Annotated in this window: 16 protein-coding genes; 7 read left to right on the plus strand and 9 right to left on the minus strand. The window is 67.4% G+C overall.

The genetic code is table 11. The annotated features are described in order from the left end of the window. Nucleotides 1-408: 408 nt before the first annotated feature. Nucleotides 409-1,056, plus strand: coding sequence for a hypothetical protein (locus tag ACIPK4_RS37070; protein WP_402321525.1), 648 nt, complete (start codon nt 409-411; stop codon nt 1,054-1,056). Between the two features lie 526 nt (nt 1,057-1,582). After that, nucleotides 1,583-1,756: a hypothetical protein gene (locus tag ACIPK4_RS37075; RefSeq protein WP_402321528.1), complete on the plus strand. Its 174-nt coding sequence runs from the start codon at nt 1,583-1,585 to the stop codon at nt 1,754-1,756. Nucleotides 1,757-2,024: 268 nt separating this feature from the next. Here ACIPK4_RS37075 and ACIPK4_RS37080 read toward each other — a convergent pair whose 3' ends face one another. The 8 genes from ACIPK4_RS37080 to ACIPK4_RS37115 form a co-directional block, all read right to left on the minus strand. Then, on the minus strand, nt 2,025-2,177 hold the full coding sequence (locus ACIPK4_RS37080; protein WP_402321531.1) for a hypothetical protein: 153 nt from the start codon (nt 2,175-2,177) through the stop codon (nt 2,025-2,027). A 350-nt stretch (nt 2,178-2,527) separates the two neighbouring features. Continuing rightward, nucleotides 2,528-2,800 carry a hypothetical protein gene (locus ACIPK4_RS37085; RefSeq protein ID WP_402321534.1) on the minus strand — a complete coding sequence of 91 codons (273 nt, stop codon included), beginning with the start codon at nt 2,798-2,800 and terminating at the stop codon, nt 2,528-2,530. 327 nt (nt 2,801-3,127) lie between these two features. Further along, a complete protein-coding gene (locus tag ACIPK4_RS37090; RefSeq protein ID WP_402321536.1) occupies nt 3,128-3,880 on the minus strand; it encodes a hypothetical protein in 753 nt (250 codons plus the stop codon). Next, the gene (locus ACIPK4_RS37095) at nt 3,880-4,440 is read right to left on the minus strand and encodes an RNA polymerase sigma factor (protein ID WP_402321539.1); all 561 of its coding nucleotides are present in this window, start codon (nt 4,438-4,440) and stop codon (nt 3,880-3,882) included. The genes ACIPK4_RS37090 and ACIPK4_RS37095 overlap by 1 nt, the downstream gene beginning before the upstream one ends. After that, the gene (locus tag ACIPK4_RS37100; protein WP_402321542.1) at nt 4,437-4,664 is read right to left on the minus strand and encodes a hypothetical protein; all 228 of its coding nucleotides are present in this window, start codon (nt 4,662-4,664) and stop codon (nt 4,437-4,439) included. Before ACIPK4_RS37100 ends, ACIPK4_RS37095 begins: the two co-directional genes overlap by 4 nt. A gap of 329 nt (nt 4,665-4,993) precedes the next feature. Next, entirely contained in the window at nt 4,994-6,004 is a 1,011-nt protein-coding gene (locus ACIPK4_RS37105) for a Ku protein (protein ID WP_402321545.1), read from the minus strand. Between the two features lie 83 nt (nt 6,005-6,087). Then, nucleotides 6,088-6,447: a DUF6233 domain-containing protein gene (locus tag ACIPK4_RS37110; protein WP_402321548.1), complete on the minus strand. Its 360-nt coding sequence runs from the start codon at nt 6,445-6,447 to the stop codon at nt 6,088-6,090. Nucleotides 6,448-6,449: 2 nt separating this feature from the next. Continuing rightward, the gene (locus tag ACIPK4_RS37115) at nt 6,450-6,788 is read right to left on the minus strand and encodes a hypothetical protein (RefSeq protein ID WP_402321551.1); all 339 of its coding nucleotides are present in this window, start codon (nt 6,786-6,788) and stop codon (nt 6,450-6,452) included. Between the two features lie 44 nt (nt 6,789-6,832). On the opposite strand from ACIPK4_RS37115, the gene ACIPK4_RS37120 reads away from it, so the two are divergent. Further along, the gene (locus ACIPK4_RS37120; RefSeq protein ID WP_402321554.1) at nt 6,833-7,156 is read left to right on the plus strand and encodes a hypothetical protein; all 324 of its coding nucleotides are present in this window, start codon (nt 6,833-6,835) and stop codon (nt 7,154-7,156) included. Nucleotides 7,157-7,329: 173 nt separating this feature from the next. On the opposite strand, the gene ACIPK4_RS37125 is transcribed toward ACIPK4_RS37120, so the two are convergent. Next, complete coding sequence (locus ACIPK4_RS37125; RefSeq protein WP_402321557.1) at nt 7,330-8,637, minus strand: hypothetical protein; 1,308 nt, start codon at nt 8,635-8,637, stop codon at nt 7,330-7,332. A gap of 264 nt (nt 8,638-8,901) precedes the next feature. On the opposite strand from ACIPK4_RS37125, the gene ACIPK4_RS37130 reads away from it, so the two are divergent. The 4 genes from ACIPK4_RS37130 to ACIPK4_RS37145 all read left to right on the plus strand — a co-directional run bounded on the left by ACIPK4_RS37130 (nt 8,902) and on the right by ACIPK4_RS37145 (nt 12,378). After that, nucleotides 8,902-10,104, plus strand: a complete 1,203-nt coding sequence (locus ACIPK4_RS37130) for a hypothetical protein (protein ID WP_402321560.1) — start codon at nt 8,902-8,904, stop codon at nt 10,102-10,104. 148 nt (nt 10,105-10,252) lie between these two features. Further along, nucleotides 10,253-10,699, plus strand: a complete 447-nt coding sequence (locus ACIPK4_RS37135; protein WP_402321563.1) for a DUF6233 domain-containing protein — start codon at nt 10,253-10,255, stop codon at nt 10,697-10,699. 421 nt (nt 10,700-11,120) lie between these two features. Next, nucleotides 11,121-11,330, plus strand: a complete 210-nt coding sequence (locus ACIPK4_RS37140; protein ID WP_402321566.1) for a hypothetical protein — start codon at nt 11,121-11,123, stop codon at nt 11,328-11,330. Between the two features lie 253 nt (nt 11,331-11,583). After that, a complete protein-coding gene (locus ACIPK4_RS37145; protein WP_402321702.1) occupies nt 11,584-12,378 on the plus strand; it encodes a hypothetical protein in 795 nt (264 codons plus the stop codon). Nucleotides 12,379-12,447 lie beyond the last annotated feature (69 nt).

The following is a 12,447-nucleotide window of genomic DNA, read 5'->3' on the forward strand; positions in this document are numbered from 1 at the left end:
TGCAGCTCAACCGCGAAGTGCTGGCTGTGTTCTGGTGACAGACGACACGGGTGAGGCACACACGGTTAGCGACCACAAGATCAGTGCCAGAGCCCATTCCCATGTCGCCCAACACCAGAGGCAGGAACAACCTTCAGAGCCCAGGCAGGAACGGACGCCGTGTTGCGCGCAGGGTTGATGTCAGTGGGATGCGCAGAGTCCGTGTCAGTAGGCGGTGACGACACGGAGAGTCCCGGGAGGTTGTAGAGCACGTTGTCGTGGAAGCGGTCGATGATGCCGCCGGACTGAGGAGCCGCCCTGGTGGAAGAGGCTAGGCACCCGTAGCCGCGGAGGAGCACGGTAGGGCCGAGGCTCTGAAGTTGCTCAATTGGCAGACCTGTCGGCCGAGCAGGGGGCACGCTGCAGCGCATGAACATCAGCGGGATGGACTGGGGAACTCTCCCCGCCTGGGTCAGCGCGGCCGGATCGAGCGCTGCCCTGCTCGCCACCACGTACATTATCGGGCGGGACCGGGGCGACAAGCACCGGACGGACGCCAATCGCGTCTCGTGCTGGATGTTCCCTCCCACCCCGGAGGAGACACGCATTGCAGGTCGGGATGGGGAAGATCTCGTCATTGTTGTGCAGGTCAAGAACGCCTCCGACCGGCCTGTGTTCGACGTGGAGTGTCTGACCTGGGCGCCCCATCCCGAGCGCATGGGCGACCGGCCGCTGCTCGTAGCGGATGTCCTGAAGGCCAGTGACGGGAACAACGAGGCGGCCATTGAGGTGCCCTACTCCAGCGACATTGCGGTGCCTGCGCCAGCCGCTGTCACCTTCCGCGACGCGGATGGACGCAGGTGGCTCCGTGATCTGACCACCCGGGACTTGCACCGCATCCCCGAGCACCGCCCGCGACGCGGGCTCGTCCGTCGACTAAGAATTCGACGGCAAATGGTGCGTCACATCGGGCTCAAGGCCCTTAGCCCTGGCTATGTCCGCCGGTCTGCCTTCGACAAACGGCCATGGCAGTCCCGGCGCAACCGTCGTGACCCGCGCCGTATGGGCCTGTGGTAGACAACAGGTCGAGTGCGGCTCGGCAGCCACCGAGGCGTTCACGCCGGCTTCCACCCCACGCCGCGTCACGAGGGCGACGGACGGGTTCAGGGCGCCGACACAACTTTGCGCCCTGCTGACATGTGCTCTGCGCCCGACACCGTTTCTGCACAAAACCAGAGACACCCCGCGGAACACCGCGAGGACTCAAACAGAAACGAGCAGCGGGACCGGGTGTGCCTGGTCGTATCGGCCGAAGTCGGCTCGATCCGGGTATGGAATCGGCAGGCAGGGTGGCTCGACGCGGCGAGCACGGACATCAACCGGCCCCGGTGTCCCGTAGGACATCGGGGCCGAAAGCGGGCCGGTCGTACTGCCCCAGAGAGCTCTGGGCACCGGCCCTGACCCGCGCACCCATGTCGGCACGGATTGGTCACGACCTTAGTGGAGGCACGACCACCTCGGCGACGCCGCACGTTGGCGGCAGCCGAACACGTCCGCCATCGGCGCGCGACACAAGCGCAGCTACATCTTTACGGTGCGCGCCATGAAGATCTTTTTGATGTACGGACCGGAACACGGCCGCACGATCAACGTCGAGGCCGACCAGTACTGCGGGGACTTCTGGGAGGTCCGCCGCACCTTGTGCGGGTTCAGCTACCAGCTCACCGACAGGAAGGACGACGAGGGCCGGCGCATTGCTGTCGCCTACCGCGCCTGACCGCACACTGTCGACTGCTCGATGACGACAAAGGGGCAGACCTCGACCAGAACCTGGTCGAGGCCTGCCTCGTGTGGAGGGATCAGCGGTGGACGACGGGCTTGCCGATGTCCTGGTGGAGGACGGTGATGGACAGAGGCTCTTCGTCGTCGCGCGCCGCGCGGATGTAGGAGGGCAAGGCGAGGGCGACAGCCCCCCGCACGGTGCTTTCCACCGGAGCTATAGCGCGTGGATCTCTACGCGTTGATGAATGAGGTCGGAGGTGCCTCTACTTGCTCTCGCGGATGGCTGCGGCGACTTCCAGGAGCGCCCGTGCGATTGCGGCCAGCCCCTGCCCGATCACCTCGGACTGGACCTCCTGGTCGTAACGCTCCTGGGCCGCCCGGCCCGCCAGCTCTCGCGCGGTATCGGCGTCGTACATCGCGTTCCCGTTCCTGTAGATCGGCCATTTCCTGCCTCACGATGTCCACCGGAGGCTCCCTCGCCAAGAGGTTGAACCAGCCACAACCCCATGCAAATCCGGCCGTACACCGGGAGCGCCGCCGCCTCGAACACGGAACGGTGCTGCGTCAGGCAGGGGATTGGATCCGCATCCTGGTAGCACCCAGCATCGGATGCCGCTAGGTGAACGTGGCTATGAAGAACTCGCCGAGTCAGGTGATCTTCCGAAGACTTTTGAAGAAGCGAGTGGTCTCCTCCTCTGTCGGCTCGACCATGCTTGACGCTGTGCACGCGACGCGCCGGCTGTCTCCCGCGGCGAGCGCGTGTCGGCTACCGCCTGGACGCCGCGATGAAGGCGGCGATGACGCCGGCGATGGTGAAGACGACAGTCACTCCTGCGACCGCCACAGTCAGTGGCATCGCAAGGGAGGGGTGGGCGAGCGTCACGTAGAGAAGCCCCGCCCCGATGATGAGTACGAGCAGGGCGAAGACCAGGACCAGAAGGGGCAGGAGAGCCGCCGCGCCGCCGCCCGCCGGTGGAGGCGTCGGCTGCTGGGGGGCGGAGGCGGGGCCCTGTGGCGAGGTCGAGGTTGATTGGGACATGGATGGGTGGTCCCTTGGATTCGGGCATGCGTCGTTGCACGCGGTGGCATGGAGAGGGAGCAGGCGTCGCCTCGTACCGATGGCGGAAGCTCGATGGGCGCACCGTGCAGGAGGCGCTGAATAGGTCCGCAAGTCCTGCCGGGAGGCTTTGACGCTGCACTGGAGAAGTTGATCTCGAGTGTTCCGAACTGCAGTTTTACCGCTGGGGAACGGTTGCATCGGCCGCTACTGCTGGTAAGCCGGCTGCGGAAACTTGCTGGTCAGGCCTGTGGTGCTCCCAGGCTCCTTGGCGGAACTGGGGAGCACCACTGGCCGTCAGCGGCAGGCTCAGCGGGTGGCGAGATCCCTGGGGAGGCCGAGCCGGAAGGCCTGGCGTTCCTGGTGCCAGGGGACGTTGACCGCAAAGTTCTCCGCGAGCACGGTCTCAGTGTGGACGGGCTCGGGGATGTGGCGTTCGTTGCTGAACCCGAGCATGTGGGCGAAGGCCCGCCAGACCCGGGCGTCGGGCGTCAGCCCGACCGCTGCGTGGTGGGAAGCGAGAAGGTGGGCTGCGAGCGGGTCGCCCGCGCCCGCCGCAAACCTCCACCAGTACAGGGCGCCGTCGTGCTTGCCGAGGGTGTAGAGCAGGCAGGCGTAGGTGCGTGCGCCGGCCTGGTCGTAGTCCTCGTCGAAGGTTTCCAGCCGTTCGACGTCCTTGGAGGCCAGGACCACTTCGCACAGCTTGCGGACGTAGGCGAGCACTGCGGCCGGGCTGACGCCGGGCTCGGGCGGGGCGATGGGTGTCGGCCGCCGGCGCAGCGGACGGCGCAGCAGTCGGGGCCGGACGAATCCCTGCGTCCTGGTCCGTGCCTCCGGCCCCTGGGCGGGCGGCGTCACCTGGGTCCGAGGAGGTCGTTCCACGGCCTCCGCCTGGGGCTCGGCGCCAGTGTCGTACGGAAGGGCCGACAGGCGGACGCGGGGTGGGCGCTGCCCTTCCTCGTTGATGTGATCTGCCAGGCGACGCAGGAAGCCGGTGGTGTCGTGGTCGTCGTATTCGTCATGGAGAGCTTGGGCCTGGGCCTTGAGCATCTCTTCCAACATCAGGAATCCCCTTTCCCCGCGTCAGGGATGTTCATGAGGTCCTTCAGCTTCGCCAAGCCGAGGGACACGTTCGTCTTCGCGGCGCCCGGGGTGATGTCCAGGTACAGCGCGACGTCTTCGTAGGAGAGGTTGGCGAGGTGGCGCAGGCGCACGCTGTTGGCCTGCAGACGCGCCGTTTTCTCCAGTTCGTCCAGGGCAGCGTCGAGCGCGGCGTTGTAGCCGAGCTCGGTGAAGTAGGAGACGGAGGGGGTCTGCTGGCGCGCGGCTTCGTCGCGGACGGCCATCCGGGTGCGGCGGCGGTAGAAGTCGGTGAGGCAGTTGCTCAGGATCAGGTAGGCCATTGCCTTCGGGTTCTCGTGGGCCAGGATCCGCTCCCACTTTCGGTAGATCTTGTAGGAGGCTTCCATGACGGCGTCTTCCGCGTCTTGGCGGTTGCGGAGCCGGGAGCCGGCGATCCGGAGGAAGGCGCTCTTGTTCTGAGCGAAGAAGCCTTCGAAGGCAACGGGAAAGTCAGCCGGGTCGGGTTTGGTCAGCTCGTAGTCCCACGACGAGTCGTTCACCGCTCCCCCTCTCGATCATTCGGCGGCCCGACGGCCGGCTTCCGGATTCCCAGATGCGGCTGGGAGGTTGCGTACAGCACATCGGTGCGCGGCACGGTCGTACGTTCTGCCTTGGCCTGCGAGGCGGTGCGGGCTATCAGACGCGTTGCGGCGTCCGGGCCTGCGGCGGTCATCCGGTAGGCGCCGGGGTTTTTCGGCGCGTACCGGGCCATCTCGTGCCCCACTGACCCTCCTTACGTGTTCCGGTGCGACTCCGGGCCCAGCCATCGCAGCCCTGAGGAGAACGCTCTGTGCTCTCACGTGTACTCACCGACACGAACGGGCACTCGGGTTAACCGGCGGACACTCGTTCTTGGCGGAACATTCGCGTCCGCTTACACCAATGCGCCGACCAGCGTTAACGACAGTTCACGTGAGACGGATCACAGAGTGCGCCCGTTTGAGAGCCAGGGCGCATGATCCGGCGCACACAGGGCGCACTTACCTGCCCAGCAGACCCCTCCCCCGCGTCAAAAGCAGGAACAGAGCTTCCCGCCGGTGCCCAGCAGCAGTGTCAGGACCGGGACCGTCGGCCAGGCGTACCGGCAAGGGCGTCGACGAGCTGGTCGTGGGTCATGGCCGAGCGGCCGGGCACGTGCGCGGCCGTGGCTTTCTTGTAGAGCTCGGCTTTGGTCAGTGGCTGAAGGGACTCGGCGCTGGAAGTGAGCCGCTTCTTCGCCGGCGCACCCTTCTTCTTTCCCCCTGCGCTCTTTGCGGTCGTGGCCTTCTCCCCGCGGGTGTCTTTGGGACTGCGGGCGCGCTCGACGCTGGCGCGCAGGGCTTCCATGAGGTCGACGGCGCCGGTGGCCTTCGCGGCCGGTTCGGCCTTCTCCACGGTCTCGCCGGTCTTCTTGGCGTCGATCAGCGCGGCGACCTTCTCTTGGAACGTGTCGTGGAACTGGTCGGGGTCCCAGTCCATGCTCAGGGCCTCGATGAGCTGCTCGGCCATCTTCAGTTCGTTCTCCGAGGCCTTCGCTTTTCCGGGCAGGGTGTCGATCTCCTTTTTCGGGTCCCGGATCTCGTCGGCCCAGTGGAGGGTGTGGAGGGTGAGGATTCCGTCTTCGGCCTTCACGGCGACGAGGTACTCGTGCTGGCGCATGACGAAGGTGGCGATGCCGGCCTTTCCGGCCTTGGACAGGGCCTGCTCCAGGAGGCTGTACACCTTCGCGTACTCCGCTCCGCGCGGGCCGAGGTAGTACGTCTTGTCGAAGAAGATCGGCTCGACCTCCTCCAGGTCGACGAACCCGGCAATCTCCAGAGAGCGGGAGCGGCCCGGGGCGATCTCGTCGAGCTCCTTCGGCTCGACCAGGATGTACTCCTCGCCGGTGTCATAGCCCTTGACGATGTTGTCCAGTCCCACCTCCTCACCGGTGCGCTCGTTCACTCTGCGGTTGCGGATCCGGTCGGAGGTGCCGCGTTCCAGCTGGTGGAAGTGGATGGTGTGGCTGTCGGTGGCCGTATAGAGCCCGACTGGCAGGCTGACCAGCCCGAACGCCAGATTTCCGGCCCACACCGGACGAGCCATGACCACCACCGCCTCCACGCTCTTCGCTGTACTTCCAGCTCAAGCCCTCCGCATGGTGATCGCATCCGTGTCGGGGTCGCTGATTACAGGTCGAGGAGGCCGAGGGCGGAGTCGGCCCGGCAGATCTCACATGGGCGCGCCGCGGTGTTCTGCAGCGTTTCCAGGGCCTGCCGGCGAGTTACGGGTCTTGATCGGCCTGAGGTCATGCGGCAGTCGCCGGTGTGCACGAGCTCGGGCCGCTGCTGGGCGCTGATGCCGTACTGGATAACCCAGTCCACGACCGGCGCTTTGTGCCGGGCGGCGTCCGTGCGGACCTGCTCGGCCTGCTCCAGCACGGAGATCCGCTGGCGGGTCTGCTCGAGGAGTACGGACAAGAGGGTTTCCACGGTCCGCAGCCGGTCCAGGTCCGGCGGGAGCCAGACCGGCCCGCCACCGATGTCCATGGCTAGCCCTGCGCTTCCTCGGCGGAGACCCGCTTGAGGGCCATCCGCGCCGCCACGACCTGCTCGCGCTCCACCGTCGACCAGAACGGATGACCGCTGACGACCGAGGCCAGGCGGCGCAGCCGCTGCTCGTAGGCAGCCTTCCGGCGGCGCTGCTCGTCGGTGTACCCGGGGCTCGCCGGCACATCGCCGCGGTGTGAGTACACGCCCTCGCGTGCCTGCCATCCCGGATGCGGCTCCACCGACCAGGGGAGGCTCCGGCAGAACGCTGCGTACTCGGCGCGCACGCGGTGCAGCTGGGCCTGAAGGGCCTGCAGACGGGGTGGGAAGTCGAACGACATACAGCAATCGTACTCGCGTTCGAATCTCGTGGTGTAATCGAGCCATGGCGGAAAACTGCTTCCCGGACGATCTGGTCCAGCTCAAGGTGGAGTGGATCCGCACCTACAACCAGCTCTCCATCCCACCACCACCACCCGTGGGAGAGCTCGACCGCCACCTCCTCCACCTCTCGCGTCAGATCCGCTGGCACAGCTACTGGCGGGAGCATCCCTGGACCTGGCCCGCCCGCGAGGCACTGCACCAGGCAGCCGTCACAGCGCCCGGCGGCGAACCAGAGATCCGGAAGAAGGTGGTCGACGGACGGATCGTCGCCATCCCACCGTCAGCCGATACGACACAGAGGCAGGACACCGTTCGGCGTCCCTAGGAGGCGGGCATGTAGTGAGGACGTCCCTCCTCAGCCCGCAGCGATGCCGAAGAGCCGTGCCCGCCCCGCAGGGGAGCGACGGCCAGGTCCCTCCCCGGAGCTTGGTCCCGGTTCACTCGAGGCGTACCGGCACAAGGCACTCGCGGCTCTCCCCCCGCGCCCCCAAGGGCTGTTCACGGTGCTGGGGCATGGCCGCGGGGCAGGGCCTCCAGGTGGAACGCTCGAGCGAGCGCGGTGCCTGGGAACAGGGCGGCGATCTGTCCGGTGATGGCCATCAGGACCCGTACGGCGGGAAGGCTCCTCCCAGCCACGGTGTACCCGACCAGGCCGAGTGCCACCGGCACCAGCAGGATCAGCCACCACAACGGCCACCAGTAGAACGTTGCCAGGATCAGCACCCCACCGACCGAAGCGCCGATGGCCCAGGCGATCCGCAGCAGCCGGGTGAAGATGGCGCCCAGGTCGATGCTCCAGGCCGGCGGGTCCGGCTCATGGTGAATGCGAGCCCGCAGGGCGGGCCACCAGTCGGTATAGGCGTCCCACGGGTCCACAAGGAGCAGCACTCCAGGCCCCCACAGCAAGGCGCCGACGCCGCCCGCGGTTCGGGAGTACCAGGTGCTCAGCGCGTAGTTCAACATGGCTCCGGCCACCACCAGCACGACACCCAAGGTCCGGCAGGCCAGCAGGACCACGATGCGCATCACGGCCCGTTCCTCGTCCTCTACCGCCTCCGCCGGCCGGGACGGCCCGATGTCCGGCAGTTCTCCGCCGAGGCGCTCGCGCAACTGCGCGCCCTCTTGGAGGAACCCTTCGGCGGTCGCCAACGCCCGCTCCACGTCGGCGAGGAAGAAGTCCTCCTGCAGCTCCGCCGGCAGCTGGGCCGCCACCGGCACAGCCTCCTCCGCACTGGGTGCCGCAGCCCGCAACCGGGCCAGCTCCTCCTGCAACGCGACACTCTCCTGCTGAGCCCGCGAGGCGAGAAGCTCGGCCTCATAACGGGCCTGGCGCGCCCAGTCCAGCTCCTTCTGCGCGGCGAGGAGCTGCTCGGTGACCGAAGCCAGCTCGGCGGCGGCCGCCGGTACGTCTCTGAGTGCGGCGACCTGGTCCTGGAGGCTGCCGACCAGACGCATCAGAAGCAGGACGAGTTGCTGGGTGCCGATGCGGTCCTTCTCCAGTTCGAGGTTGCGGTCCATCACCTCGTACAGCCGGTCTGAAGTCTTGTCCGCCAGGGCGAGAGCGGTCCCGGCGCCTGGGGCTGACCGGACTACGACCGAGGCCGACGGCGTCTGGGCGGCCTGCCACAGGTCCAGGGCCCTGCGCAGGTCGACAGCCTGCTTGCGGGGCTCTAAGACCACCGCCCTGACGACGGCCTCCACGAACTGTTTCGGCGGCACCTTACCCGTGAGGTTGTCGCTGATCGTCGACCGCGCGTACGGGACCCCTGACTCCAACGCCCGCACCGTGACCCCGTGCAGGTCCATCAGGTGCCGAAGGAACCGGGCTAACTCCCCGGCCTCCTCGGACTCCGCACGCAGCGGCGCCCATGCCCGACCCCGCCCCTTGCCACCTGCCATTCCCGCCCCCCGGCATTGTCCGGCCGTGTCCCGGACAAAGGGCTCGTTGTCCGGAGTTCACCTGCAGGAAGGCTACGGACAAAGTGCCGGACACACACCAGGGCGTCAGGCTCCACACCACCACGCACCGCCCCGTTCACCACCGCACGCCCCGCCACCAGGAGCCGCCCGATGTCCAGTCCCAGTACCCGAACCACGACCCGGCCCCGCCCGCGCCTCCCCCGCCTCAGCGAATACGCCATTGACACCGCCGACCACGGCCGCGTCATCGACCTCCGCCGCGAACCCGACGCCCCCACCCGCCTCCCCCGCGGCAAGAACAACGGCCGCTACCGCTGCTGCGCCTGCGGCAAGGCCCTCATATTCGCCGCCCCGGCCACCACCGGCTCCGGCTTCACCCCCCGCTTCCGCCACGACGCCGGCGGCGCCGACCCCGACCGCTGCAAGGCCCCCGCCGCCCGAGCCGCCGCCATCCAGGCCGACCTCACCCGCGCCTTCACCCTCCACAACCGGCTCAGCCTCGCGCTGCCGCCTGCCATCACCATCCGCGTCGAAATCGACCCCGCCCTCGCCGGAACCGCCTGGCCCCTCCCACCCGCCCTCGTCCTGCGCCGCGGCCGCCACCTCGCCGTCATCGACCACCCCCACCGGCTCCTGAACCAGCACACCACCCAAACCCGCCTCCACTCCGTCCGCACCCACTACGGCGATCACACGGCGCACTGGTGGATCTACGACCGCGACGACCCGAACGCCTTCGACTACGCCGGCACCCACACCGTCCGAATCTCCGGCGAACCCACCGTCCACGACAAACTCCGCCCCACCCGCGAGCAGCGCTGCGTCAACGCCGCAGGCACCCAGGTCTGCTGGCTGGCCGGAGAAAAGCTCCTCATCCCCTACGGCGGCCGCCCCATCACCCACCACGCCCGCACGGGCGAGGACTGGAGCGGCCCCACCGCCCGCTGGGCCCACGACTGGACCATCTCCCACCCCCACCCCGAACCCGGCGCCGCCTGGTGGGGCCTCATCCCCCTCCCCCTCACCACCCTCGCCCAGCCCGCCTTCCGACCCCTCCCCGCACATCGACTCATGGCCGCCCTCGCCGCATCCCAACGCCGCCGCGAAGAACACCGCCGCGCCCTCGCCCGCACCGCCCACCACCAAAACCACCCCACCCCGAGCACCCCCGTGCAGCTCACCCTCGACACCGCCCTCACGACACCGACCCGCGATGAGGCCACCACGCCGACTGCCGTTCTCCCGCTGGCGCCGACGCCGGACCAGACTCCCGAACCCCTCCCCCGCGTCGACCCCAAGAACCACAAGACCAGGTGGAACTGGCGCCGCTTCCTTCCCCGCCGCTGGCGCTAGCGAGGAAGTTGACCGCCGAGCCGAGATCAGGCTGAAGACCTGGCGATTAAGGCCAAGTACAGGGATGGGTGGAGGCGGCGTAAGTGACCGACCAGTTCACGACCCGTGGCGGACCGGGGCTGAGCCAGAGCCCTGGGCCCCGATCACGATGCTGCTGCCTGACGGCCGCCAACGCCTTCAGGTCCGGCTCTATGAGCACCGCCGCGACGAGGACTGGCCATGGCTCCACCGCATAGGCGCACCCACCTGGGAGTACGACGGTGAGGGCGATGTCTCGGCGATGGAGTTCCGAACCTGGGTCACCGCGGACCAGCTTGAGCCCATCAAGGGCGTCGACCTCTCCGTCGTCCCGACCCATCGGGCCGTACACGAGCCACCACCCGCCCGCTGGGGCTGGGTGCAACGCCCCAAGCCCGGCGGCCGAGGGTTCACCATCCACGACCACGACTGCCAGCTCGCTGCCGGAGGCGGAGCCGAGCTGGGCATCGAGGAGGCCCTGGACACGATGCTGCGCCCCGGCGCCCAGGCATGCGACCGCTGCGACGCGGCCGCGGTCCTCGTTCCGATGCTCCAGCTCGGCCAGGGCTACGCGTAGCGGCGCGAGAAGGAAGCTGTTGCTCGTGGACGACGAGACCGACAACATCTCTGAGCTGTTCAACCGCAAGGTTTTCATGTGACTTGCGACACAGGTTCGCCGTGGCGGAGCAGTCGGTTGGGGGCACGAGTTTCCGACACTGAAACCGCGTTGACCAGCAGGTTTCGAGGTCCACCGGAGACGGGTTTTCAGGCGCCGGAGAGCTAGCCCTAACAGCATGAAAACCCGCGCCACCAAGGCGTGTTGGGGGAGGGCACGCGTGTCCATGTCGGGATAGGTGACTAGCCTTGCGGACGAGTCAAACCCCCGGCGAACGGCGAAGGGAGACTCCGGTGAGGCCCATGCTTCCTACGGCCGGCCTCGCGGAATCTCCCTCTCGCCATATATCGGGCAGCCGTTCCATTGCGAGGAGAGCAGACCCTTGGCGTCACTTGACCGTACCCCAACGCCCTTACCGTCCAAAGCCCATCTGCTGGGCTGGCTGACCGCCCTCACAGGGCTCATCGCCGTCATTGCCGTGGTGGTGCTCGCGGCCTTGGGCCAGGGCGAGGCCGCAAGCGCCGTCGGGGCTGTCGCAGCCGCGTTCCTCGGCGTCGGCGGCGTCCGCATCACGGTGCAGATCCGCCGGTAGCTCTGAGGAGTACACGGCTGCCCCGGCCACAGGGTTCGGGGCAGCCGTGCCAGTTTGAATCCCGTGGGCGGCGCGCCCTGTCACAACAAGATCTCGAATCAGCCGCCGAAAGGTCTTGATACGGCCAAACCAATTCAAACCTGGCAGCACAAGGGATCCTCCTTCCCCAGTCGCGTGCGGCACGGGACGCCTCTTTGCAACACTGCCCGTTCAATCTGCGGTCAGCACTTCAGGGGGATGGCACTTGAGCACGATGCGCGGCCAGTTCATCAGGTCTAGCCCGGCCGGAAAAAGCAGCCCAGTCATCATCGTCCTCGGCATCGTCGTCGCCTGGGCTCTCCTCTTCGGCGGAACCGAGAGAAGCCCTAACGCCACGCCTACGCCCTGGTGGCTCTGGGCAGCATTAGTCGCTGCCCTCCTCCTGATCGCAACCGGGTGCTGCTACTACCTCTGGACGAGGATCAGACGAGAGCATGCCGAGATCAAAGCCACGCAAGACGCTGCGGAACGGCAACAAGTAGAAGACGCTCAAAGGCTCGCTCAGCTCAAAATCGTCACGCCACTGGCCACGCTCCTGGAACTGAACCAGACCCAGATCGACGAATATCACCGGATCGCCACCGACCAGGCTGACCGGTCCTTCCGCTCCTCCCAGCGCGCCATGGCCATCGGCCTGCTGATCATCATCGGTTGCTGCGCAGCGGGTCTGTACTTCCAGAACGCCCAGGTCAAAGTCTTCGTCGGATCGATCGCTGCCGTCGCAGCCGGCCTCTCGGCCTTCCTGAACCGTACGTACCTCCAGATGTACGGCCAGACCCTAAGCCAGCTCAACCGCTACTTCGAGCAGCCGGTGCTCACCGGGTACTACCTCACCGCCGAACGCCTTGCCCAAGACCTGAAGGACGACCCAGAGAGTGAGATGCGCCGCCGCATCATCGACCAAGTCCTCCAGGCGAGCGCCAAAATGAACGGCACCACGGAGACCGAGGAACCCCAACCGGAGCAACCGCCGATTATGCCCCGGCGTATGAGAAGGCGTAGGAAATAGACCGCTCCCGTAGGGCTGCGGTTGCAGGATGACTGACCAGTGCCGCAGAGAACATCGAGAAACAGGTCA

The organism is Streptomyces sp. NPDC086989, assembly GCF_044745505.1.
Classification (GTDB): domain Bacteria; phylum Actinomycetota; class Actinomycetes; order Streptomycetales; family Streptomycetaceae; genus Streptomyces.